Source organism: Ferrimonas aestuarii (assembly GCF_005116665.1).
GTDB classification, from domain to species: domain Bacteria; phylum Pseudomonadota; class Gammaproteobacteria; order Enterobacterales; family Shewanellaceae; genus Ferrimonas; species Ferrimonas aestuarii.
The window spans coordinates 17,669-42,027 of the sequence record NZ_SWCJ01000010.1 but is presented as its reverse complement, the minus strand read 5'-3'; the positions used below and the strand labels follow the sequence as shown (position 1 = coordinate 42,027).

The 24,359-nt window shown below is 53.9% G+C and carries 17 protein-coding genes; 6 read left to right on the top strand and 11 right to left on the bottom strand.

What is annotated here, in order from left to right:
- Together FCL42_RS13260 and fabB are read right to left on the bottom strand one after the other, a co-directional pair.
- Complete coding sequence (locus FCL42_RS13260; protein ID WP_136863983.1) at positions 1–1,134, bottom strand: 4-phosphoerythronate dehydrogenase; 1,134 nt, start codon at positions 1,132–1,134, stop codon at positions 1–3.
- A gap of 110 nt (positions 1,135–1,244) precedes the next feature.
- Positions 1,245–2,462: a beta-ketoacyl-ACP synthase I gene (gene fabB, locus FCL42_RS13255; RefSeq protein WP_136863903.1), complete on the bottom strand. Its 1,218-nt coding sequence runs from the start codon at positions 2,460–2,462 to the stop codon at positions 1,245–1,247.
- 138 nt (positions 2,463–2,600) lie between these two features.
- Here fabB and mnmC point away from each other — a divergent pair, with 138 nt between their 5' ends.
- Positions 2,601–4,619 (top strand): bifunctional tRNA (5-methylaminomethyl-2-thiouridine)(34)-methyltransferase MnmD/FAD-dependent 5-carboxymethylaminomethyl-2-thiouridine(34) oxidoreductase MnmC, encoded by a 2,019-nt coding sequence (gene mnmC / locus FCL42_RS13250; protein ID WP_136863902.1) that lies wholly within the window; start codon positions 2,601–2,603, stop codon positions 4,617–4,619.
- Between the two features lie 195 nt (positions 4,620–4,814).
- Here mnmC and FCL42_RS13245 read toward each other — a convergent pair whose 3' ends face one another.
- The gene (locus FCL42_RS13245) at positions 4,815–5,777 is read right to left on the bottom strand and encodes a LysR family transcriptional regulator (protein WP_136863901.1); all 963 of its coding nucleotides are present in this window, start codon (positions 5,775–5,777) and stop codon (positions 4,815–4,817) included.
- Between the two features lie 91 nt (positions 5,778–5,868).
- On the opposite strand from FCL42_RS13245, the gene FCL42_RS13240 reads away from it, so the two are divergent.
- Entirely contained in the window at positions 5,869–7,071 is a 1,203-nt protein-coding gene (locus FCL42_RS13240) for an MFS transporter (RefSeq protein ID WP_136863900.1), read from the top strand.
- Positions 7,072–7,147: 76 nt separating this feature from the next.
- Here FCL42_RS13240 and FCL42_RS13235 read toward each other — a convergent pair whose 3' ends face one another.
- Entirely contained in the window at positions 7,148–7,570 is a 423-nt protein-coding gene (locus tag FCL42_RS13235; RefSeq protein WP_136863899.1) for a PACE efflux transporter, read from the bottom strand.
- An 83-nt stretch (positions 7,571–7,653) separates the two neighbouring features.
- On the opposite strand from FCL42_RS13235, the gene FCL42_RS13230 reads away from it, so the two are divergent.
- The gene (locus FCL42_RS13230) at positions 7,654–8,544 is read left to right on the top strand and encodes a LysR family transcriptional regulator (RefSeq protein WP_136863898.1); all 891 of its coding nucleotides are present in this window, start codon (positions 7,654–7,656) and stop codon (positions 8,542–8,544) included.
- On the opposite strand, the gene FCL42_RS13225 is transcribed toward FCL42_RS13230, so the two are convergent.
- Positions 8,541–8,849, bottom strand: coding sequence for an NGG1p interacting factor NIF3 (locus tag FCL42_RS13225; protein WP_136863897.1), 309 nt, complete (start codon positions 8,847–8,849; stop codon positions 8,541–8,543). The two genes, FCL42_RS13230 and FCL42_RS13225, sit on opposite strands and share 4 nt — an antisense overlap.
- Before the next feature lie 481 nt (positions 8,850–9,330).
- Between FCL42_RS13225 and FCL42_RS13220 the strand changes: the two genes are divergently transcribed.
- Positions 9,331–12,384: a M9 family metallopeptidase gene (locus FCL42_RS13220; RefSeq protein ID WP_136863896.1), complete on the top strand. Its 3,054-nt coding sequence runs from the start codon at positions 9,331–9,333 to the stop codon at positions 12,382–12,384.
- A gap of 61 nt (positions 12,385–12,445) precedes the next feature.
- Positions 12,446–13,063, top strand: coding sequence for a DUF2059 domain-containing protein (locus tag FCL42_RS13215; protein WP_169308388.1), 618 nt, complete (start codon positions 12,446–12,448; stop codon positions 13,061–13,063).
- Between the two features lie 269 nt (positions 13,064–13,332).
- On the opposite strand, the gene FCL42_RS13210 is transcribed toward FCL42_RS13215, so the two are convergent.
- From FCL42_RS13210 to FCL42_RS13200, 3 genes are all read right to left on the bottom strand, one after another.
- A complete protein-coding gene (locus FCL42_RS13210; RefSeq protein ID WP_136863894.1) occupies positions 13,333–16,371 on the bottom strand; it encodes an efflux RND transporter permease subunit in 3,039 nt (1,012 codons plus the stop codon).
- Complete coding sequence (locus FCL42_RS13205) at positions 16,368–17,141, bottom strand: efflux RND transporter periplasmic adaptor subunit (protein WP_136863893.1); 774 nt, start codon at positions 17,139–17,141, stop codon at positions 16,368–16,370. Before FCL42_RS13205 ends, FCL42_RS13210 begins: the two co-directional genes overlap by 4 nt.
- Before the next feature lie 124 nt (positions 17,142–17,265).
- Positions 17,266–18,435, bottom strand: a complete 1,170-nt coding sequence (locus FCL42_RS13200; RefSeq protein WP_136863982.1) for an endonuclease/exonuclease/phosphatase family protein — start codon at positions 18,433–18,435, stop codon at positions 17,266–17,268.
- Positions 18,436–18,680: 245 nt separating this feature from the next.
- Between FCL42_RS13200 and FCL42_RS13195 the strand changes: the two genes are divergently transcribed.
- The gene (locus tag FCL42_RS13195; RefSeq protein WP_136863892.1) at positions 18,681–21,854 is read left to right on the top strand and encodes a TonB-dependent receptor; all 3,174 of its coding nucleotides are present in this window, start codon (positions 18,681–18,683) and stop codon (positions 21,852–21,854) included.
- Between the two features lie 58 nt (positions 21,855–21,912).
- Here the strand turns inward: FCL42_RS13195 and FCL42_RS13190 are convergent, their stop codons facing one another.
- The 3 genes from FCL42_RS13190 to FCL42_RS13180 all read right to left on the bottom strand — a co-directional run bounded on the left by FCL42_RS13190 (position 21,913) and on the right by FCL42_RS13180 (position 24,349).
- A complete protein-coding gene (locus FCL42_RS13190; protein ID WP_136863891.1) occupies positions 21,913–22,179 on the bottom strand; it encodes a YfcL family protein in 267 nt (88 codons plus the stop codon).
- 9 nt (positions 22,180–22,188) lie between these two features.
- Positions 22,189–23,319, bottom strand: a complete 1,131-nt coding sequence (locus FCL42_RS13185; RefSeq protein ID WP_136863890.1) for an ATP-NAD kinase family protein — start codon at positions 23,317–23,319, stop codon at positions 22,189–22,191.
- 502 nt (positions 23,320–23,821) lie between these two features.
- A complete protein-coding gene (locus FCL42_RS13180; RefSeq protein WP_136863889.1) occupies positions 23,822–24,349 on the bottom strand; it encodes an elongation factor P hydroxylase in 528 nt (175 codons plus the stop codon).
- Positions 24,350–24,359 lie beyond the last annotated feature (10 nt).

The window sequence follows — 24,359 nt, the reverse complement described above, 5'->3', positions numbered from 1 at the left end:
TCAAACTCTCTTTGATTCAAAACCAAGGGATTGCCATTGCCTCTGTTCGCTGGCAATGGCTAGGGATAAAAATTCTCGTCGATTTAGATGCGCCTTGCGCTGTTTATCAAAGCCACCCTCTTGAGTGTGCCAATTTCGAAAGCGGCGATCTTCTGCGTCAATATCGTACACCAACCGAGCCACTCTGGCTGCCAGCCGTTGCCACTGTTCGCCACTAAGCGCCCCATCGTCGATGATGAGTGTGGCCAGCTCAGACGCCGGTACAAACTGCGCAAACGCAGGCAACTGGTCTATGCCAAGCTCCAGCTTAAGCTGCGCCAGTAACAACCAGTTACCACGAAGTTTGGCTTCGACACTGTAGCCGGCGATGTGGGGCGTGGCGATCTCCGTAAGTTCAACCAACTCAGTGATGGGGTTAGGCTCGCCTTCCCACACATCCAGAATCAGTTTCAGATCCGGTCGCTGCCGTTTTACTTCGATCAAGGCGCGATTGTCGATCACCTCGCCACGACAGGCATTCACCAACCACGTATCGGGCTTAAGACTCGACAGACGAGACTCATCCAACAGATACCAAGTGGGGTGCGCCCCAGACTGAGTTAAAGGCACGTGGCAACTCACAAGGTCAGCCTGAGCCAACAAGGCGTCAAGCTCAACAAAGTCACGCTCATCACCGGCTTCAGCCAGTGGTGGGTCACACAGCAGCACCTTAAGGCCGAGCGCCCCAGCGCGTTTGGCCACCGCCGACCCCGTATTACCGGCGCCGATGATGCCAAGGGTTTTGCCCGTTAATGCGACCGATTCACGCTCAGCTAAGGTCAACAGCGCGGTAATCACATACTCCCCCACCGCTTCGGCGTTGCACCCCGGCGCATTGGACCAACGAATACCACGCTCGTTAAGGGCGTCGATATCCAAGTGGTCAAAACCGATGGTGGCGGTGCCAACAAACTTCAGTTTGGATGCGGCCTCCAGCAAAGCGCGGTCGACCTTGGTGACACTGCGCACCAACAAGATGTCGGCGTCTTTTACCTGCTCAGGGCCGATCTCACGACCTGGATAGGTGTGAATCTCAGCATAGGGGCCAAATAGCGCATCCAGCGCGGGCATGTTTTCGTCAGCAACGATCTGCAACATGATTACATCGCATCAAATCAATAAGACCGAGCAGTGTAACAAAAAAACCGGGCCCTGACGCCAAGTCAGAGCCCGGTTTTGGGCAAAACAATCCGATTAAAAGCGTTTTATTTGTCGAACTTGCGGATTACCAAAGTGGCGTTGGTACCACCAAAGCCAAAGCTGTTGCTCATGACTGTGGTCAGCGCTTGTTCACGAGTCGCAGTAACGATGTCCAGACCTTCGGCGTCTGCATCTAAGTTATCAACGTTGATGCTTGGGGCGATAAAATCGTTGTCCATCATCAACAGGCTGTAGATGGTTTCATGCACACCTGCGGCGCCCAACGCGTGACCGGTCATCGCCTTAGTGGCGCTGATCGCTGGGCTGTTGCCGCCAAATACCTCTTGAATGGCACCCAATTCACGAGTGTCACCCACTAGAGTGCTGGTGCCGTGAGTATTGATGTAATCCACCTGGGCATCACCGGCTTGCTCCAGAGCCATCTGCATGCAGCGCACCGCACCTTCGCCACTTGGCGCTACCATGTCATAGCCATCGGAAGTGGCACCATAGCCAACAATTTCGCCGTAGATTTTGGCACCGCGAGCCAGAGCGTGCTCCAACTCTTCCACTACGACCATGCCACCACCACCGGAGATGACAAAACCATCACGGTCGGCGTCATAGGTACGGGAGGCTTTGGTTGGGTCATCGTTGTACTTGGTCGACAGAGCGCCCATGCCGTCAAAGCCCATGGCCAGAGTCCAGTGCAGCTCTTCAGAGCCACCTGCAAAGACAATGTCTTGCTTACCAAGTTGAATCTGCTCAACGGCGTGGCCAATACAGTGAGCACTGGTGGCACACGCTGAACTGATGGAGTAGTTGATGCCTTTGATCTTAAATGGGGTCGCCAAGCACGCCGATGCCGTTGACGACATGATGCGAGGCACCAGATACGGACCCACGCGACGCACACCTTTGCTGCGCAGGGTATCGGCCGCTTGCACCTGGTTCAGAGAAGAAGCACCGCCGGTACCAGCAACGATGCCAGTGCGGATGTTGCTGACCTGGTCGTCGCTCAGGTTGGCATCCTTGATGGCTTCGTCCATGGCGATGTAGGCGTAGGCCGCCGCATCACCCATGAAACGCAGCTTTTTGCGGTCGATGTGCTCAGCAGGATCGATCTTCAGATCGCCCCATACTCGGCTACGTAAACCCAGCTCTTCGAATTGATCGGAGTAGCTTAGGCCACTTTTGCCCGCTTTCAGTGCAGCGGTCACTTCCTCGGCGTTGTTACCAATGCTGGAAACGATGCCCAGCCCGGTGATCACAGCTCGCTTCATTCTGTAAATTCCTATCTGACGATCCGTTGAATTGCCGACATCTTAAACCCTTTCCGTGAATCAAGTGGTCGGCTTTCCCTGTAAAGAGGTTACAATAGCGCAACGAACGACATTAACAAAAGCTCGAGAGACCACAGTTTGAAGCCCATTGCTCCCGCTCAGATCGATTGGCGTGATTCCGACACGCCCATGGCCCCGGAATTTGACGACGTCTACTTCTCCACCGACGACGGTGCCGACGAAACCCGATATGTGTTTATGCAGCACAATGACTTACCCAATCGCTTTGTCGAGCACAAACGGGCAACTCTGGTGGTGGCGGAAACCGGTTTTGGCACTGGCCTGAATCTCTGCGTGCTCTGGCAAGCGTTCCGCGAGTTTCGTCACTCGCACCCCAATGCCCCTCTCAAACGGCTGCATTTTGTCACCCTGGAAAAACATCCTGTGACGCCGACGGATCTGGCCAAAGCCCATCGATTCTGGCCCCAGTACGGTGAGCTCACGTCGCAAATTCAAACCGCCTACCCCATGCCCATCGAGGGCTGTCATCGAATGGAAATGGATGACGGAGAGGTGATTGTCGACCTATGGCTTGGGGACGTACAAACCACCCTGCCGCAGATCCATGCCACCGAACAGGGGCTGGTGGACATCTGGTTTTTGGATGGTTTTACTCCCAGTCGCAACCCCGACATGTGGCAGGGAGATCTGTATGCCCAGATGGCACGGCTAAGCCGTGCTAACGCGACTTACGCCACCTTCACCGCCGCCGGTCATGTTCGCCGCGGCTTGGAAGAGGCCGGTTTCAGCGTCAATAAAGACGTGGGCTATGGGGTTAAACGGGAGATGATTTACGGCCGCTTCTTAACTCCTCGAGAGGCCAGCAGCAGCGAACTCGACGGCGATGTTGCCATCATCGGTGCCGGCATTGCGGGGGCTCAGTTGGCACTGAGCCTTTGCCAGCGCGGCATAAAAGTGAGCCTGTTCAGTGAGGACATCGCCCCAGCCGACGGCGCCTCTGGCAATCGCCAGGGTGCCATCTACCCACTGATGAACCTAGCTGAAGATGGCCTAAGTCAATTCTATCAGCAGAGTTACCTCCTCAGTCGTGCGCGCATCAATCGCTTGGCCAAACACCATCCGTTTGATTTTGATTGGTGTGGCGTACTGCAACTGAGCCAAAACGCCAAAGACGCCGACAAACTGGCCCGCATTGCCAACAGTCCGTTTCCTACTGAGTTGGTGCACCAGGTAACTAAAGAGCAAGCCAGCCACATTGCGGACCTACCCTTAAACCGTGGCGGCCTGTACTTCCCTTATGGGGGCTGGGTGTCACCTAAGCAAACCGTGGCCAGTCTGCTGGCTCAAGCTCAGGACACCGGCAACCTCAGCTGTCACTATCAATATCAATTAACCCAGCTTGAGCAACTTGATAGCGGTCATTGGCAACTTCATCTGAGCTTTAACGACATCGAAGGGGTTAGTGAGCACGCCGTTGCCGAAGGTATCGAGCCTGAATTCGCCAATGTGGTGATCTGCCAAGGCCACCGCTCCTCACAGCTGCCCCAAACTGCGCCGCTCCCCCTATCGCCAGTACGAGGTCAGGTGAGCATTCCCAAGGCAACCACCACCACAGCAAAGCTTAAAACCGTGCTGTGTGCCGATGGCTATCTGGTGCCTGCATTGAAGGGCCGGCTGGTCAGCGGTGCCAGCTTTGTGAAAGGCAGTGTCGATGTTCAGTGGCGTGAGCAAGATCGAGAAGAGATTCAAGGGCGAATGCAAAACAGCTTTGGCGGCTGTCTGGATGCCAACAACGACGCTTGGATTGATGAGTTAGACTGGGATGAAACCGGCCGCGCCGCCATTCGTGGGGCCGTTCGAGATCACTTCCCTTTGGTTGGGCCAATTCCAGATTGGTCGCAGATTGAAGCCTCGCCAGATAGCTATCGCAAGCAGCCACTTCCGACACAGCAGGGACTATACCTTATCGCAGGTCTTGGCTCCCGAGGACTTTGCAGTGCCCCTCTGTTGGCGGAGATCACCGCCTCAATGATGAACGACGAGCCACTGCCGGTGAGCGAATTTCAATTAAAGCGACTGCTGCCGGGGCGCTTCTGGCAGCGGCGGTTAGATAAGGGCAAATCGCCAACGGAATAACTGCCGTTCTCTACCGAGGTCCCAACTCCATTGGGGCCTTTTTCATATCATGGCCACGGTAACTCGTTAAATACTGGCAATGGAGCCTGATCTTCGTCAGCGAGCGTTGGCAGAGTATGCGAATAAGAGACAGCGAGCCATCACCGGCCAGAACGCCCATACCACCTTGCCGACCAAATTCGAGATTCAGCGGCCTTAATTTTTGTGCTCAAACTCCCCATTCAATAGCTGCTGGCGATGCTCGACAATTAACTGGGTTAGGGTGTCACTCAGCCACCCCATTCTCGGATGACTTTCATCGCTGCGCTTTTGCACCAGCTCAATGTCAAAATCGCCAATGGCAATCGGCGGCTCACTGATGGACAGAGATTCTCCAAAAAATGGGCTGCGGCACACAAGCTCCGCCATGACACACAGTAAGTTACGACCATGGAGCAGATGCTTCAGGGTTAAAAATCGGCTCGACCCTAGCTGTACCTGTCGCTGCATCCCTTTGGTCGCGAGTGTGGCATCCACGGGCGTGGACAAGCCGCCACTGCTGGTGATGATGGCTTGAGGGGTGTTGAGGTAATTCTTAAGAGACAGAGGCAAGCCATAATTCATCGTGGTGTTATCAAACAGACACATATGCCGCTCACGATAGAGTGGCTGATGACTCAACTGATCCGGCAAGGTACTAAAACTGCCGATGGCAATGTCCAGCGTTCCGGCATCAAATGCACTCTGACAATTGCTGTCATCAATGGCATGGAACACCAGTTGGGCATCGGGAGCGGCCCCAGTAATGGCATCAAACAACAGAGGGCCGAATACCAGCTCCGCGTAATCACTCAAACCGATGTGAAATGCGCCTTGGTATTGCCGCGGCTCAAATGTGGCGGGAGTTAAAATCTCAGTGCCAATGACATTCAGCACCTGCTCTATGGGCGAAAGCAGTTCCAGCGCGCGCCGAGTGGGCACCATGGTGTTGCCCTGACGCTCAAACAACGGGTCGTTAAACAGCGTCCGTAACCGATTGAGGTTATAACTCATGGCCGACTGCCCCAGATGCAACTGCTCCGCAGCGTAGGTCACGCTGCGCTTATCCATCAGAGCCTTGAAACTGAGCAGCAAATTCAGATCCACCCCTTTCCAATTGATACCACTAATAGTTGTCATAAAACTGTTCAATTTCACTGGTAGTTATAGGCAGCTTACACTCAAGGACGACTCAAACCAACCAGAGACCAAGGACCAAAAGGCACCGTCGATGAACTCGCCATTCTCTATCATCAGTTACCGAAAACTGTTTGCTGCCCAACTGCTGTCATTAGCAGGCACCGGCATCAGCACCATCGCCTTAGCGTTGCTGGCATTCGATCTCGCCGGTGACAACGCGGGCTGGGTGCTTGGCACCGCGCTGGCACTAAAGATGGTGGTGTATGTCGTTGGCGCACCGATCATTGGGAGCTACATGAGCCGATTGCCCTTAAAACCTTGGCTGGTGGCAATGGACTTGCTGCGAGCAGGCCTGATTTTACTGCTGCCTTGGGTAAGTGAAATTTGGCAGGTGTATCTGCTCATTGTCCTGATTAACTTATGTGCCGCGGCGTTCACTCCGGTGTATCAGTCGCTGCTGCCTCTGGTCGTTCGTGAACGCTCACTGTACTTAAAAGCGCTGTCCTACAGTCGCCTTGCTTACGATCTAGAGCAGCTTATTAGCCCCATGGTGGCCGGATTTTTGCTTACCTGGATGAGCTTTCGTGGGCTATTTGCACTGGATGCGGCCACCTTTGCTGCCTCGGCTCTGCTGCTCCTTTGGGCAACGCTGCCCAACAGCCGCCCGAGCAACGGCGATAAGGCACAACAGGCGCGACGCTGGAGTTATGGCATTCGCCAATATTGGCAGACTCCAGAACTTCGAGCCTTGTGGGGTGGCTATCTGGCAGTGGCGAGTGCCAGTGCCATGGCCATCGTCAATACCGTGGTCTACGTCAATCAGTATCTGGCCAGCGACGACATTGAACGCGCCACAGCCACGGCAATGGCAGCCATGGGCCTAGGCTCAATGCTGGTGGCACTGCAGCTGCCTAAATGGCTCAACCGAGTAAACTGCCGTACGGTGCAGTTCGCTGGCGCCCTGATCATCACTGCGGCATTGATTGGCGGGCTGATGCCGCCATCGCTGACTCAACTGCTCACGCTATGGTTACTGTTCGGCATCGGGGCCTCATTGATACAAACCAGTGCAGGCGCGGTCATCAACGACAACAGTGACGATGCCGATCGTCCTGCGCTGTTCGCGGCTCACTTTTCATTGTCTCACCTATGCTGGTTTGTCACCTATCTGCTAGCTGGATGGCTGGGAGCGAACTGGAGTTTAGATGCGGCCTTCAGTGCGCTTGCCTCAGTAAGCCTTGTTGGATTGCTGCTGGTGGCTCTGCCCGCCGAAGCTCAGTCCAAACTGGCATAAAAAATGGCGCCGAACGTCGGCGCCAACATGATGAAAATACGAGAATAAAAACGCTTAAAGAATATTAATTAGGCGACTAGACACTCACCGAGCGCATCGTCACCCGAGCTCGAACATTGTCGTATACCCAGTTGTAGATGATGGCGTAGATCAAAAAGAAGATCATAATGCCGATGTCCATCACCAACACCTTCCAAAACCCCATGTCCAAGGCCCACATCAAAAAAGGTACGGTCAGAAACACCGCCCCGCCTTCGAACCCAAGGCCATGTAAAATACGGAATTTCAGATCTCGCTTGCTGCGGTCTTCGCCAAATGCTTTATCCACCGCCAGGTTATAGCCGTAGTTCCACACCATAATAAACAGCGACAACGTCACGGAGATCCACAACATGGTGCCTTGGCTGGCACCGGTAATCAGGCTGCCAACAAAAACCATAAACAGCAGGGCTATGGCCTCAAACAACACCGAATGAAAAATACGCTCTAACGTAGACATAATACCAACTCCAAAAACTCATTGCCGATAATTCTAACTGCATTTAAGGTAATAGATAGTTAGTAACCATCTGGAAAAACGATATGTATACCTTGGAGCAACTGCGAATGTTTGTGGCTGCCGCCGAATGCGGCTCCTTCTCCGCCGCAGCCAGAAAGCTATCCAAAGCGCAATCTGTGGTCAGCCAGGGCATCATCAATCTGGAGATCGACTTTGGCCAAGAGCTGTTCGACCGCTCTAGCCGCTCGCCCACGCTCACCACTCAAGGAAAAGTGCTGCTGGAACATGCCCAAGGCGTACTTACTCAGCATCAACGTATGGAGACCGTGATGCATTCACTGGCCAAAGGGGAAGAGGTTAAGCTGGTGTTGGCGGTGGACGAAGCGTTGATGACTCCCAAATTTAATCAAGTTCTGCACCAGTTCAGTGAGCAATTTCAGGCCACTAACCTCGAGTTTTTAAGCGCGGCCAGTCCAGATGTGCCCAACTTGGTGCACTCCGGTCAAGCGGATCTGGGGCTGATGTTTTCCCAGATGCCGATGCCAGAGCTGGTCGACGCAACCTTCATTGGTCACCTGCCTTTTGTCGCCGTTGCCGCTCCCGGCCACCCACTGACCAAAATCGACGATGCCATCACACTGGAGCAGCTAAGACCCCACCGACAACTGCTGATCAAAGGGGTGGGAGGGGATTCGCTGGCACACATTGAGCCGCTGTCTCCCAACGTATGGTGGTGCAACAATCTTTACGCCATGCGTGACATGGCCGCCAACGGGTTTGGTTGGTGTTATCTGCCGAAACACCTGATCGACTACGCCTACTACACCGACAACATCGAGGAGATCTCCTTGGCCATCGACCATCAAACCTGGATGGCCCCGGTTGATAAACTAATGCGTCCCAATGCCAACCCTGGGCCAGCACTGAGTTGGTTAAGCCATGCCCTTAATGGCATTTTGGCCGCCGCCAATTAAGTTTCAAAACGGATGATTTGATAAGCGGGTGATTCATAGGGATGGCTCGCTTTCAATGCGGCCACCACCTGAGGTTTGAGATCGGCGTAGAACACCAACTCCACTTTATATTCAGGCTCGTGGTGCACCTGCTCTTTGGTTCCCACAAACGCATTGCTGCCAGCCAGTGGCCGAAACTGACCTTGACCTTGTGTGACCCAGCAGCAGCGGTCATAGTCACCAATTCTGCCTGCCCCCACAGCAAATAATGCATCCAGTGTGGCTTGCAGGTGCGAATGGGGGACATAATATTCCAACTTTTTCATCGCTCTTCCCTTACTTATTACCTTACTTTTAGGATGCCACAGCCACGTCTGGTGTTTACCTTAGGCAGTTGACATCGACTCACCTCAATAACTGACTAATCCACTTGGGTTACCTTGCGTTCCACTTTGTGAGTCATTACCCCCAAAACTGTAAGTAAAACCTCCCCTCAAAGCCCAGCAATATCAGCCAATCATAAAGCCCTTTATTTGAGCAATGTTATTGAGAAATTAAAGCTAACTACCTTTTTTATATGAAGTTTTTATTAAACATTGATGTGAATCGTTCAAACAATAAGCGACTGTTCATAATTTAAACACCTACACAGGGGCGGCATTTCTCGAGGAACTAGCCCAAACCACAAACCAGTGAGTCTTTTTTATTGAATATATTGTATGCATGGCTGCGCAAGGGAGTGCATGACCCCCTAACGCCATGCATGCGCAGTCATCACAACCTTAAAAAAATGACAAGGAGTCACTGATGAAACTGCACTACCTCGCCGCCGCTATTGGCTTCGCCTTAGCGCCCAACCTAGCCCTGGCCACCAAGGCCGACAATTCGATTGTCGCCCCTGTAAGTCAAGCCAGCCCCATGAATGCCGCTAACCTCGGTCCGGAAGGGATGACGGGTATGCTGGGTCCTCAAGCTGAGCAGGATTGCCAGAGCTTTGTTGGATTAAGTGGTTGGGATCTGGTCAACAAACTGGCCGCGTCCGATCCTCAATGTGTTAGCCCCCTGTATAACCTCACCGGCCCCGATGCCACCGCGCTGTTCAGTGAGTCCAATATGCGCAGCGTCATCGCTGGCATTCGCGACCGCGCCCTGAACTACAGTGGTACCGACACCATCGGTCTTGAGTCGCTGATCTACTTTGTGCGAGCGGCACTCTATGTGCAGTTTTACAACCCCGAGGACGTACCGGAATACTCCAGCGCCGTCACCTCGGACACCAAGGTGGCTCTGAACAACCTGTTCAACAATGCCAGCACGTGGACCGCCAGTGAAGGCAATGCAGGCGTTCTCAAAGAAGCGCTGATCTGGATCGATTCCGCCGATCTTGGTGCCGATTTCAACTGGGTGACCATCCGAGTACTACGAGAGTACGATGACAGCTGGCAAGCACTGTGGGGAATGAACGCCGCCGCCAACGCCGTTTTCACAACTTTGTTCCGTGCCCAGTGGAACGACGACATGAAAGCGCTGTTCGCTCAAGATTCCAGCATCATTGATGAACTGTATGCGTTCCAAAATCGAAACCGCCACCTATTAGACACCAACGCCGAGTATGTTCTAGTCAATTCCGTGCGGGAGATGTCACGCTTCTACTACATCGAGCAGATCAAAGAGAAAACCAAATCCCGAGTGATTTCGGTACTCAGCTCCACCTCTAAGGACGACGCCACCGACGTATTGTGGCTGGCCGCCGCCGAGATGGCCGACTATTACGACCGCGCTAACTGTAATGCCTACGACATCTGTGGCTTTAAATACAATCTGGAGCAGGAGATCCTCTCCTTTAACTACAAGTGTTCCGACAGCCTCAAGATGCGTGCCCAGCAGATGTACAACGATCAAGCAAAGTGGGCTTGTGAGGTACTGGGCACCCAAGAGAGCTACTTCCACGGTAAGTTGGCCACCGGTAATCGCCCGGTAAATAACGACAACAATGACGACCTTGAGCTGGTGATCTTCAATAGCTCCAGTGATTATCAAAGCTACGCAGGCACCTTCTTTGGCATCAATACCAACAACGGCGGCATGTACCTAGAGGGCTCACCAGGTGGCCTGAAAAATCAAGCCCGCTTCATCGCTTATGAAGCGGAATGGCGAGTGCCCGACTTCCACATCTGGAATCTGCAGCACGAATACGTTCACTATCTGGATGGCCGCTACAATCTGTATGGCGACTTTGGTCGTTCCATCTCCGCCAACACCATCTGGTGGATTGAGGGACTGGCGGAATACATCTCCTATAAGGACGCCAACACCCGCGCCGTTGAGATGGGTGAAACCGGCGAGTACGCCCTATCCACCATCTTCAAAAACACCTATGACTCTGGTCAAGACCGAGTGTATCGCTGGGGTTACCTCGCGGTACGCTTCATGTTTGAGCGCCATCAAGAAGACGTGAACCAGATCCTGAATCTGCTGCGCAACAACGACTACGAAGGCTATCAAAGCTTCATGGATGGCATCGGCACCCGCTACGACAACGAGTGGTTTGGCTGGCTCACCAGTGGTCTCTCCACCGCCAACGACGGCATTGTTGATAAAGGCCCATCGGACTCTGAGGCCGCCGACAGTGGCAGCGATGGCAACTGGGCTGGCAGCCCGTCCACCATCAGCCGCGACTTCTCCCAATGTTCACCGTCGGATGAAGCCAATCGCCATCAGTCAGGCTCAAGCTCCTATGAACTTGATCAATTGGTGGAGTGTGTGGATTCTCAGGCGGGTCGTGCCAGCTTCGCTTTCGCCAACAGCGATCGCAGCGGCGATACCGTGTGGATTAAGATTGGTGGCGGCTGGGGCGATGCTGATATCTACTACAGCACCACCGGCTGGGCCTCTGGCGAACAAAACGATGGCTATGGTATCGGCAACGGTAACTACGAAGTGATTGAGGTGAACCTCAATCCGGAAGAATACTGGCACTACGTCACTCTGTCCGGTGAATTTGGTGGCGTCGACTTTATGGTGAGCACCACCGAAGTCTCAGCGGATCCCGATCCTGATGCGGGAAATCCAACTGATCCTACGGATCCAACTGACCCGACAGATCCGACCGACCCGACAGATCCGACCGAACCAACGGATCCGGTTGACCCAGCCCCTCACTGTGGCACAGCCACCATCGACTATGGCCAATTAAACCTTGGGCAAACTGAGTGTGTAGCTGGTGGCAAAAACAGCCTCTACATCTATGTAGAGGAGGACAACACCACCTTCACCGCCACCCTGAGCGGCGGTAACGGCAATGCAGACTTGTTCTTCAATGCCGATACCTGGGCAAGTCGTGATAACGCTCAAGTCAGCTCCGTCAATTTAGGCAACGAGGAGCAGATCACTTTCACCACCAATCGCGGTTACCGTTACCTTACCGTCGATACCAGCTCCAGCTTCGACGGGGTATCGCTAAATGTTGTTGAGGGCAACGATGGCGGCGTAACGCCTCCGGATAACGGCGGCACGCCTTCTCTGCCTGATCAGTGCAGCATCAGCGGTCCCGAGTCTTACAAAGAGTTGCAGTCAGGCCAAGCGATCTGCGCCAGCAACGGCCGTAACGACTACTACGTCTTTGTTGAAGAGGGCACCACTGAGCTGACGTTGGAAACAGGGTACGGTGATGGCGATGTCAGTGTGTATGGCCGCAGTGGCAGCTGGCCGTCTGCCACCAGTTACCAAACCATCTCGGCAACCGCGGGCAGCAACAGGGAAACCATCAAGGTGAATAACCCGTCGCAGGGCTGGTACTACTTTGTGGTCGACAGTGACCCTGCCGCAAACGGCGTTGCAGTTCGCTTAACCGTCAAGTAACTTCGATCCGATGGTGGCGTCTTACCAAAGATGCCGCCATCAAGTTGGTCAAGGAGGAACCATGTACAAAATACTCGCGGTGAGCCTCATGCTCATCACCAGCGTTCCAGCGCAGGCGCTGCTTGAAGATCGAAACACCGTAAATCATCTGGCTAGCAGCAAAGCCAACACGAGTCATCAGCAGCAAGCCCTAGCTCTGGTGCAACTGCTGGAGATTGATGAACAGATTAAATACGCCAAATACCAACTCCACAGTCGCTACGCTCACCAGCTCAAACCTTATCGAATTGAGGCTGCTCAACGGCCTTTAGAAGACAATTACCGTAAGATGGCGTTTGATTTTGCGGACGAGCAATTGAGCTGGAGCGCTCTGCAGCAAGAGCTCGCCGCAGAGCTCACCAATCAATACAGCGAAGATGAACTTCGCCAGCTCACCGCGTTTTTTAGTCACGGCGTCGGCCAAAAATTCATTCAGCAGCAACCGGCGTGGCAAAGCGCCGTGAATAAGACGGTCAACCAAAAAGTGCAGCGCATTGAACAGGAGTTTGACCAGCTGGTGGCCAACTTTGTCTCTCAAGCCAATTTACAACATTACCAACCACCGCAGCGCCCTAGCCACCCACAGCAGCGTCCGATAGCTCCGCCATCGAAGTCATCCCATGTGGGACACAGCCATTAATGGCTTAGTTTAGAGGTATCGAAGTTTTAAACTCCTGCGGCGAACGCCGCTTTTCAAGGTCAAAGACGCTGGCCCCTGACGTGCGTCAGGGAGGCGTTTGTTGAGTCTGATGATGAAATCAAAGGAATAATCAACAACCAAACTGTCCAGCGCGTTGCCGGTAAGCGCCGGAAGCCAGTGGCTTTTTCGACATCAAATTGAGCGAAGCTTGAGAGGCGGATGAGAGCGCGGCTGGCGGGCCCAAATGACAAGCCCGCCGAGGTTAGGCTTTAACTGGCCTGCCGTAAGCTTTCAACCTCTCCATGGACTTCGCTATCAGTAGATTGGGGCTCACGAGCCAACAGCAGCCCATAACCCGCGGGTACCAATAGCAGCACCAGTGGCGCTGACAACAACATGCCCCAGCCAATCACCAGCGCAATGGGTGACATCAGGTTGTCGTATCCACCCAGCCCATAAGCCAGTGGCAGTAGCCCAGCCACCGTCGTTAACGTGGTCACCAGCATCGGACGCACTCGGCTTAATGCCCCCTCGAGCAGTTGCTGAAGGCGAACTTCAGGCTCATGACTAAAAGCAAAACTCTGATAGTGATGCAGCAGTACCAGGGCGTTATTGATCACCACACCCACCATCCCCAAAATTCCCACACAGGCAAAGAAACTTAGGGGCTTGCCATGCAGCCACAGCACCAGCAACGCTGCCGCGACCGCCACCGGTATCACCTGCAGAGCCACCAGTGCTGGGCCCATGCGATCAAACAGAATCAGCATCACCACCAAGATGGCCGCCACCGTTAGCGTCATCGCAAACGCCATGCCATACAGGGCATCCCGGGTCTCTTCCGCTTGCCCAGCCATCACCAGATCACTGCTGTAGCCATGATTGGCAAACGCGGCGCTCAGATCCTGCTCCAGCCGAACTGGGTCGGTCAGTTTGGCATCCACATGGGAAGATACTCGAATGCTACGAAGCCCGTTGTAATGGTCGATGTTGGCGGCGCGCTCTCCATGCTGCCAGCTCAGCACTCGGTGCATGGACACCAACTCGCCACTGCGATTGCGAACCAGTAGATGATTGAGCTCTTCAATGTTGCGATCGTCATTTTCCAGCACCACCCGATAACGCACCTCTTCATCGTCAACAAAGAGTCGCGATACCCGCTCTCCTTCAATGGCAGCACGAAGGGTTCTGGCTAAGGTGCTGGTGTCTACCTGCAAGCGGCTCATCCATTGATGATCCATCTTCGCGGTCAACTGAGCCACCGGCTCCGACTGAGACTGCCGTGGTGCCACCGCGCCAGGGTAGGCCTTTAGCCAGGTCTCCAGTTCATCCGCCAGTTGTTGACGGTCGGAATCGCTGCCCCCCACCACACGAACGTCAATGGGACGCGAACCCGGCGCTCCGCCGCTGTCCACATCGAACTCCAGCTCATAGCCAAAATCGCCACTGCGTTGCTGCCACTGCTGAACCAGTTCTGAGGCGGTCATCTTGCGTTTTCCCGCTGGGCTAAGGCTCACCTCCCAACTGCCCTCCTCTTCACTAACTTCACCGTACCAGCCGACCACTTCCGGAGTCTCCGCTAACATAGCATCCACCTGCTGGGCGTGTTTCCACGCCTGTTCTAGGTCGAGGTTAGCAGGCAGAGGGGCGGTAATTGCCACCAGATAAGCGCCATCGGTAGGAAAGAACAGCAGCGGCAGCCGTAGGGACAGCACGCCAATGGTGGTTATCGCAATCAGCAGCGCTGTGGCCATCCACTTTCGAGGTGCCTTGATGGCTCGTGCAATCCATGGCCCCAAAACCTGTCCCAGTTTCTCCAGGTAACTAGACTGGCTGGGCTGCACCTTTTTCATCGCTTTTCGCATGTGTGCAGGCACGATCAATAGTGCATCGATTAGAGAGAAGCTTAGGGCAATGGCGATGGTCAGAGGTAGCACATACAGCAACTTACCCATCTGTCCTGGCAGCACCAACAGGGGCACAAAGGCGATGATGGTGGTTAAGATGCTGACCACAATGGCCGGCATCACCTGCTTGGTGCCATCGATGATCGCCGTCCCCAACGAGGTGCCTTGTTGATATTCGGCGCTGATGCGTTCACTGACCACCACCGCATCATCCACGACCACACCAATCACCAAGATCAACGCGGCCATGGTGTAACTGTCTAGCACCTGCCCAAGGCTCGAAAGCACCGCCAAGGTGCCAAGCACACAGAACGGAATCGACAACGCCACCCAAGGCGCAACTCGACGATTCAGGCACAGCGCCAATACCAACATCACCAACGCCAAGCCGGTCACGCCATTGACTTTCACCATGTCAAAGCGGGCTTGAATCTCGTTAGCAATATCAAAACCCACGCTAAGGCGATAGTCATCTCCCAGCCGACTTTGCTCTTCGTCCAGCAGCGCTCGCACCGATTTAGAGGTAGCAATCACATCGGCTTTCTCTGCGGCGCGAAGGTCAAAACCGATGCTGCGCATGCCATTGATGGTGGCTAGGCTTTCACCTCGCTCAAACCCCATGCGCACCACCGCGGCAACGTCTTTCAGCCTCACTTCAGGTTGATTACGGATCACCAACTCCATCAACTGCTGGGTTTCCAGCAACTGGGCGTCGGTCACCAACTCCAGTTGTCCCTCTGGGCCATCGATGGCTCCGGAGGTCACCAATACGTTGCGAGCCTCAATCTCTGAGATAACGTCGTTAATGGTCAGCTGATAGCGCCTGAGCTGCTCCGGCTGCAGCTCAACCCAAAACTCTCGCCGACGCAGATCGATAAGGTTCACTTCCCCCACACCGGAAACCCGGCGCAGTTTCAGTTCCAAGATTCGGGCTTGTTCGCGCAACGTGGCATAGGGCAGTTCGCTGCCGATACCAACCACCATAAAGTCTAAGTTGGAGGATTTACTGATGCGAACCAGCGGCCGCTCAGTCACTTCGATAGGAAGATCGGTCACCCGATTTACTGCATCTCGAATGTCCTGATAGACCTCATTCATGTCAGACACCCCAGGATCGATGCGGATGCTGATGCTGGATGCCCCAGTCTCTGAGCGTGAGGTAAAACGTTCAATACCAGCGACTGAAAGCAGCTCTTTCTCCAATTTGGAGGTAACGTTACTCTCAACCTCAAGGGAGGACGCACCGGGGAAACTGGTCGTAATGCTCACCTGACCTAAGTCGATGGCGGGCTTTTCGGCCATGGGCATCTGCCAGACCGACATCGCCCCGATGAAGATGATGGTAAGCAGCAGGAGATGGCTAAACCAGCGCCGCCCCAGCAGTAATGACCACAGATTCACTGCTCACCTCCTGGCAACAGTACCTGCGCCCGAAAACCCGGCTTAAGCTGACGATCGCCGTTATCCAGCTCCAGCTCGATGGCAAAACCTTGCGCATCACTGTCCATCACTGGCGCCATGCGCACCAAGCGAGCCGGGCGCGTCAGTGCCATGGAGGGGATACGCACTTCCAACGTCTGACCAACGGAGAGATTGGCAAGGTCATCCTCAATCAGGTACGCCCGTACAATCAGCGTGTCCACCTGGCTAAGCTCATACACAGGCTGGCCAACGCTGAGCCACTGCCCCTGCTCCACCAAGCGTTTGGCCACCACCGCATCAAATGGCGCTCGAATGGTGAACTTATCCAGATAGCGCTGAGCTTGAGCCCGCTTCTGCTCATCCACGCTCACCTGAGCTTGGCTGACTTGAGTGATGCGCTGTTGATCGTCTAGCTCACTTTGGGACAGCGTCTGACCCTGCTCCAACCCCTGCAGACGCTTAAGTTGTTTCTGTTTAAGTTTGTAATCGGCCTGAGACAATGCCAGCTCAGCGTCACTGAGCGACAGAGCCAGTTCGGCATCCTGAGGGTCGAGTTCAACTAAGGGCTGGGTCTTATCGACCGACTGCCCTAACCGTAACTTGAACACACTGACCACACCTTCAACCTGAGACGCCAACACCACGTGTTTGGCGGGCGCCAATTCCGCTACCACATAATCAGCGGCCTGCACCGGCATCATTGCCGCTGCAAACGCGGCCATCGCACTAACCAAAACGTTGCTCTTCATCGCTTACCTCGAGCCAGAAAAATCGAAACTAGCCCAAAGGTGCCATGAGGGACGTTAAAAAAGTGTCAACATCATAAGAAAGGTAGGGAAGCCGCATCAAACGCGGCTCCATACTGGAATGGGGTCAATTTAGCTTTAAGTCGGCCCACACCAAACGGTGATCCGATGACGCGCCTCGGCCTCGGACCAATCGATGCAGTTTGCTGTCGGCGGCAGGCCAGAATACGCCATTGGCAATCAAATCAATGCCAAACTTAGACGGCAACACATAATCCGCCTGTATACGCCACCCCGCGGTGTGCTTGGCTCCATTAGGGTTGTCAGGGGTATGAAGTTTACCGCCACGGCTAGTTGGAATCGGCTTGGCATTCACCAGGGGATGTGCCAACAACTGCTCAATGGCACCAGCTCTACTATCCCCCTCATCGGGAGAGGCGTTGTAGTCCCCCACAATCACAAAACGAGAATCTGCGGCCAATCCGCCTTGTTTTCCATTGTCATCAACAAGGTATTCACCTCGCGCTTCTGACAGGTAGTCTGCCCACAATCGGATCTCATCGTAGTTGCGAGCGCCATTTCTATCTTCGTCGCCATCAAACACCGGTGGCGTTGGGTGAGCCGCCAGCAAGTGAAACCTCTTTCCATCAACGTCAATGGGCAGATCCCAATGTGATTTGGAGGAGAGCCGCAGCCGTTGCCAAGTGGCCTCATCATAAAATGCAGTGCCATCAGGATTCTGTATCTTTTGAGCGTTGGGCATCTTATGCCAGAGGAAGTGCTTAAAGCTCCGTACCTCACTCATCTGAATTGGGTAGCGAGACAATACCACCATGCCGTATTGACCAGGGTAATTGCCATAACCCCAGGCATCCCCTCCCGTGCCCGATGCCGCCCCATCGCCATCAATGTCCAAGGGGCTCGGCTCTCCGGTATTTACCGGAGCCACATAAAAATAGGGGTAGTGAATGGGCTTTTGCCCCTGAATGGGTCGGAGCAGGTAGTTCTCAATGAACGCTCTGATCCCATCATTGAGATTTTCGATGTAATCAAACTCATTAAGCAGAATCACATCTGGTCTAACTCGCTGAATGATCTCAGCGATATTGGTGATTTGAGGGTGATTCCCCAACGCCAGACGCGCCTTCAAAGCCTCAGGATCAAGAGGCTGACCTTTTTGAGCGTAATTACTGGCATCCATGCTGACGTTAAAGGTCGCTACTCGGATGGTTTGGTTATGGGTCGTTGTCACGTCGCTACTGCAGGCTCCAAGAATCGAGGTTGCCAATAATAGCATTAACCATCGATGCCACTTTATCTCAGTGGTTGATTTATTCACTTCGGCTTATTCCCTTAAAAAATTATCTAAAACAGCGAACTGCAGAACAAAAACACAGTGTCCTGAATCAGTTTACAACACCTTTGATGACACAATTATTTAACACGAGCGTCATCTTTGATGACTAGGATGGCGGCGCCATGGACTGAGATACCGCCATCGGCACTTAAAAATAACATCATAATTTTAAAGGATTAATCCAGATGATACGCTCACGCTTAACTCGCCATCCTGTGGCGATAGCGCTGTCGGCGCTGCTTGCTTCAGGGGCAGCGCTGGCCAATGAAACCACCTCCAGCATCCGCGGAACCCTGATGTCCACACAGGGACAACCGGTAACCGATGCCAAAATCACCATCTTGCACCAACCTACCGGCACCACCACTCAAGTTCAGGTTAACGAGCAAGGTCAGTTCGTTGCCAAGGGGCTGCGTGTTGGCGGCCCCTACACCGTGGTTGTGGACTCAGACACCTATCAAGATGAAAGCCGTGAAGGGATCTATCTCAACCTAGGTGAGGCCTTACGCTTTAGAGCCGAATTGCCACTGGCCTCAGAGGTTGAGCAGATCACCGTCTACGGCGCACCAACCGCCTTTCGCCAAGCAGGCTCCAGCAGCGAGTTTGGCGAAAAAGAGATTGCTCAAACCTCGGCCATCAACCGTGACATTAAAGAGATCGTTCGCCAAAACCCATTTGCAGTTTTGCTGAACGACGATGTTGGCACCCTCACCGTGGCGGGCCTTAACCCTAAATTCAACACCTTACTGGTTGATGGCATCGGTCAGAACGACGACTTTGGCCTCAACGGCAATGGCTACCCAACCCAGCGCAGCCCAATTTCTCTGGAAGCCATCGAACAGGTAGCCATAAACACCTCGCCAATGTCGGCGCGCTACGGCGGTTTTACCGGCGCTCAGCTCAACGCGGTGACCAAATCCGGTACCAATGAGGTAAGCGGCAGCGTGTTCTACGAGTACACCGACGATGGCATGGCGGGAGACGGTAAAGACCCTGACGATGGCGACAAAATTGCCCAGAGCTTTGAAGAAACCACCTATGGCGGCTCCGTCGGATTGCCACTGATTAAAGACAAGCTGTTCTTTTTCGGTGCCTACGAGAAGTTTGAATCGCCTCGCGATACCACCTGGGGCCCCAATGGCTCAGGTCAAGCCAATGAAACCGACTACATCTCCCTAAATGATGCCAATGAGATCATTCGCATCGCCAACGAGGTGTATGGATCTGACATTGGCGGCTGGGGCAATGCCCTTGAAGAGGAGGATGAGAAGATTCTGGCCAAGCTGGATTGGAACATCAGCGATTACCACCGCGCCTCTCTGACCTATCAGCACTCCGAAAGTAACGATACTCGCAACGAAAATTCCAGTGACGACGAGCTTAACCTTTCGAGCTACTGGTACGACAAAAATGAAACCTTAGAGGGCTACTCACTGCAGCTGTTCAGTGACTGGAGCGACGATTTTTCCACCGAGATGCGTTTGGCCTACAAGGACGTTACCTCTGAAGTGGCGCCCACGGTCAACTCCGGCATGGGTCAGGTAACCGTCTACACCGGCGTTGATGATTATGGTGACCCGCGAAATGGCGTCACCTTTGGCACCGAGCAATATCGTCACGCCAATCAACTGGACAACCAAAATTTGGAATTGCGGTTTGCCGGTACCTACCTGATTGGCGATCACGAGCTGGGCTTTGGCTGGCAGTACAACAAGTTAGATACCTTCAATATGTTCGTGCCTGACTCTTTGGGTGTATGGGAATTCGACTCCATTGACGATTTCGAAAACCAACAGGCATCGAGCCTCAGTTACAAAAACGCCTATACCGGCAATCCGGCGGATGCCGCCGTTGATTTCAGCCAAACCACCAACGCACTATTCGCTGAAGACGTGTGGGCCATCACCGATGACATCGAGCTGACCTTCGGGGTTCGTTACGAGCGCATCGATTCCAGTGACACCCCCGCGTTTAACCAAAACTTCTACAAGCGCTACGGTTTCGCCAACAACGCCACCTTCGATGGTAAAGACATCTGGCTGCCTCGCTTGGGCATCAAGTGGCAGATTCAAGACAACCTGCAACTTCGCATGGGCGCAGGACGCTTCTCAGGCGGCAACCCCAACGTCTGGTTTGGCAACAGCTTCTCCAACGATGGCATCACCAACGTCACCGCCAGCAATACCCAAGACTACCTAAGCGGTGCCAACCCGACTCAGATTCCCCAAGGTTTGACCGATGGCCTGACGTCCGGCGATGGCTACGTAAATGCACTGGATCCTAACTTCGAGCTGCCATCGGATTGGCGCTACAGCATCGGCATCGATTACATCACCGATCTGCCTTTGCTGGGTGACAACTGGTACATGGGCGCAGAGTACTTAGTGATTGACCGTGAAGACGATGCTGCTTGGGTCGACCTGACCCGAACTGCCGCAGGCACCACTCCTGGCGGTCGGACCTACTACGAGGCCATCGACCCACTCACCGGAGAAGCGACGGATCGCTATGACCTGATGCTGACCAACGCCGATGAGTCCGGTGAAAACAAAGTGCTGAGCTTTACCCTGTCCAAGGAATGGGAGAACGGCATTCGCCTGAGCACCTCCTACACCAATACCGACATCACCGAGGGCAACCAAGGCAGCAGCTCTACCGCAAAGTCCAACTATCAATACACCCCGGTTGGGCTGGACCGTAACGGCACCACCTTGGGCCGAGGCCACTACGAAGTTGAACACCGCTGGATCGTAAGCCTTGGCTATGAGGCTGAGTTCTGGAAAGGCTACGCCACTACCTTTGATCTGTTCTATGAGCGTCGCAGTGGCCAGCCGATCACCTACACCTTGGGCGCCTTCCGCGATGGCGACCTGGGTGACCAAGGGGATCTGGATGATTCCGATTACTACCTGCCGTACATTCCAACCGGCGCCGACGACCCTAACGTAGTGTACGGCGGTGGCCTGACCTACGAAGAGTTCATCGCCGCAGCCAATGCCGTGGGGCTGGGGGGCTACGCTGGTGGTTATGGCGGCAAAGGCACGGGCACTCAACCTTGGGTGAGCCAGCTCGACTTCCGCTTCACTCAGGAGCTGCCAGGCTTTAGCAAAGACCATCGCAGCGTGTTCTACTTCGACATTAAGAACCTGCTAAACCTGCTTAATGAAGATTGGGGCGAGGTGCGCACTCAAAGCTACAACTCCGACATCTTGGTGGATTACGACTACGATGCGGATAGCGGCCAGTACACCTACTACGTTCCATATGGTCAAGATGGCTTAGAGACCAAGAACTGGAACACCTACAACGTCAGCGCCTCTACTTGGCAGCTGAAGATGGGCATCCGCTATAACTTTTAACGCCAGTTAGAAACGCAAAAGCCACGGCAAGTGCCGTGGCTTTTTTCATTGAGCTTACTTAGTCTCGCAAGGTGGTTAACAGCTCCTGCCAGCTGGCTTGAACTAAAGCCAAGTCCTCTGGCGCCAACTCTGAGCTGGCCTGCTGCAGGCGGTCGGCCATGTCCGTTTCCAGATGCGCCAGCACGTCGGCGTCACCCTCAATTTCGTTTAGGCTAAGAGCAAGGTGCCCCTGCAGATAACCGCTGGCAAACACATCATCATCGCTGCCATGTTGCACCTTGTCGGCCATCCATTCATGGGCCTGCTGTTCCAACTGCTCTAACATCTTCTATTCCTACTGTAACGGGTACAACACTTCATCGTGATAACCGGTGATGATGGGATACCACCCCGCCAGCGCCACGTCTAATTCTGGGTCGCCAGTATCACTGATCATCGGCCTACCCTCAAGGGCTTCCAGCTTTGATTTAGTGGCTAGGATGATGATGTTGTCTGCACCAAGGTGGCGCAGCAACTGCGGAGACAGCTGCTGATTGCCCCGACCAAACAGGTGGCCTTGGCCACCAATAAGTGTGACGACTAATTTGGTTGGCCGATGGTCGATTTGCTCAAGTAATTGAGATGCGGTGAGATCCGAGGCAATGACGCCGTCGCAATCAATAAGATCCACGCCTAGCAACGTATTATCAAACCCAAGCTCCGCCATCACTGCCGCCACGGTGGAGCCGGAGCCCATGATGTACTGGCAATCGGAATCCATGCGCTCAATAAATTCGGCGCAGATGTCATCCAGCACCAACTCCTTGATCTCCTGACCACCCATCTTCACCGCTTGCACAAACTTAAGCGCCTCGGGAATGCGCATCTCGCCATAGTGTTTGGCCCTGACCTGACCTTGTCGAAACGCCACCTCATCGATGTCGCGTACTTCCGCCATCATCGACGACACCAACTCTCCTTGCGCCATTAATGCCACCACTTCGCCACTGGCCTTGGGCGTAATGCCATACACGCCGGAGTGAATCTTCACCCCCGCAGGCACCCCAAGCACCACCTGACGATCGCTACGGCCACGGGCTTCAAGCAGGCTGCAGATGTCTCTGGCGGTACCATCGCCGCCAGCAAACAGCAGCAGATCAACGCCGCTGTCCAGCAGCGCCGCCGCCGCCGCGGTGGTGTCATCCGCCGTAGTTACCGCCTCAGGTTCTAGCTGATGCAGCACCTGCGCCGTAACGCCTAATTGCTCTAATAGATCGGCTCCCATCGAGCCAGAGGCGGTCTTAAATTCGATGTTATTAAAGTGAGGCCGGCATAGGCTAAGCGCCTGCAACATTCGCTGCTGGGCTTTGGGCTCGGCCCCTAATGCCAATGCCTGTTCGGCAACATCATCGCTGCCCTTTAATGCCACGCTGCCTCCTAAACCGGCCAGCGGGTTAACCAACACTCCCAAACGAAATGGCGTCATCCTTGCCCTCAGTAATCAGGGTCTATTGACCTTTTGTGCTCATTTTTGCGCCACAAATTGGCCATTATTTTATTAATTCAACCACTTATACAAGGTTAAATAGAAAACAATGGAGTTCTGGGCGCCCTACGGGGTCTGACTAACGGTTTATACCAAATGCAGTAATGCTCTGTGCAGTTCAGAAGCTCTCACAAGTTCTGAATCAAGGCAGCGTTGCGAAGGAATGTAGGTACCTTTCGAACAACGCTAACGCAGAGTCGGGGCTTGTGAGATCTTCCCGGAGGGCTGATTTAATCGGCCCTCATGCTGCGTTAGAAAACCTCTCTTTAGACCCACTAAAGCTTCGCTTTACTGCCTTGCCTGAGAACCGATTAATTTCAGCTGAACCATCAGACCATTAGTGCAATTGGTATTTCTCTGCGTCAAACGATTTCAACGTAGAGCCACTATGCTATCAATCGTTTTCCTTGATTAAAAGCCGTTATCCTAGACCAAAATTTCATCACCCAAGATAAACAGACCCTCGTTGTAATAACGATTGTTTCAGTTGCCGATGGCCCTTGAGATCATCAAGTAAACGAGCCGCCCTTGGGGGAAACCCATGCTGCTGATACCGAGCCAGCTGCTCGGCCACCTTAGCCTTGAAACCGGCACTGTCGGTGGCAACGTCGCCGGTGTTGTCTAGGCTGACGTCAAAATAGCGCTCTAGCGCCAGATGAAACGCCCACTCAATGGCTTGGGGCTTGACCTCTACCGATTCAAATTCCGCCTGTTTGGCTTCGCTGCGACCATCGGGTTCATACCAATAGCCGTAATCCACCAACTGACGACGGCGCTCCCCAGCTAGGCACCAATGCGCCAGTTCGTGCAAAGCGCTGGCAAAAAAGCCATGGGCAAAGTAGATACGATGAAACGGACAGCGAGCGTCTTTTGGCAGATACAAAGGCTCATCCCCTTGATCAATAAGCAAGGTTTCAAACTCTCTGCCCAGTCCCTGATTAAAACAGAGGATAAGCTCCGCCTTGGTCATCTGTGCCCTC

Excerpts from the sequence above, each read along its gene's own strand:
- fabB (WP_136863903.1), bottom strand. The coding sequence starts at position 2,462 with ATGAAGCGAGCTGTGATCACCGGGCTGGGCATCGTTTCCAGCATTGGT.
- FCL42_RS13245 (WP_136863901.1), bottom strand. The coding sequence starts at position 5,777 with ATGACAACTATTAGTGGTATCAATTGGAAAGGGGTGGATCTGAATTTG.
- FCL42_RS13240 (WP_136863900.1), top strand. The coding sequence starts at position 5,869 with ATGAACTCGCCATTCTCTATCATCAGTTACCGAAAACTGTTTGCTGCC.
- FCL42_RS13235 (WP_136863899.1), bottom strand. The coding sequence starts at position 7,570 with ATGTCTACGTTAGAGCGTATTTTTCATTCGGTGTTGTTTGAGGCCATA.
- FCL42_RS13230 (WP_136863898.1), top strand. The coding sequence starts at position 7,654 with ATGTATACCTTGGAGCAACTGCGAATGTTTGTGGCTGCCGCCGAATGC.
- FCL42_RS13225 (WP_136863897.1), bottom strand. The coding sequence starts at position 8,849 with ATGAAAAAGTTGGAATATTATGTCCCCCATTCGCACCTGCAAGCCACA.
- FCL42_RS13220 (WP_136863896.1), top strand. The coding sequence starts at position 9,331 with ATGAAACTGCACTACCTCGCCGCCGCTATTGGCTTCGCCTTAGCGCCC.
- FCL42_RS13215 (WP_169308388.1), top strand. The coding sequence starts at position 12,446 with ATGTACAAAATACTCGCGGTGAGCCTCATGCTCATCACCAGCGTTCCA.
- FCL42_RS13205 (WP_136863893.1), bottom strand. The coding sequence starts at position 17,141 with ATGAAGAGCAACGTTTTGGTTAGTGCGATGGCCGCGTTTGCAGCGGCA.
- FCL42_RS13200 (WP_136863982.1), bottom strand. The coding sequence starts at position 18,435 with ATGCTATTATTGGCAACCTCGATTCTTGGAGCCTGCAGTAGCGACGTG.
- FCL42_RS13195 (WP_136863892.1), top strand. The coding sequence starts at position 18,681 with ATGATACGCTCACGCTTAACTCGCCATCCTGTGGCGATAGCGCTGTCG.
- FCL42_RS13190 (WP_136863891.1), bottom strand. The coding sequence starts at position 22,179 with ATGTTAGAGCAGTTGGAACAGCAGGCCCATGAATGGATGGCCGACAAG.
- FCL42_RS13185 (WP_136863890.1), bottom strand. The coding sequence starts at position 23,319 with ATGACGCCATTTCGTTTGGGAGTGTTGGTTAACCCGCTGGCCGGTTTA.
- FCL42_RS13180 (WP_136863889.1), bottom strand. The coding sequence starts at position 24,349 with ATGACCAAGGCGGAGCTTATCCTCTGTTTTAATCAGGGACTGGGCAGA.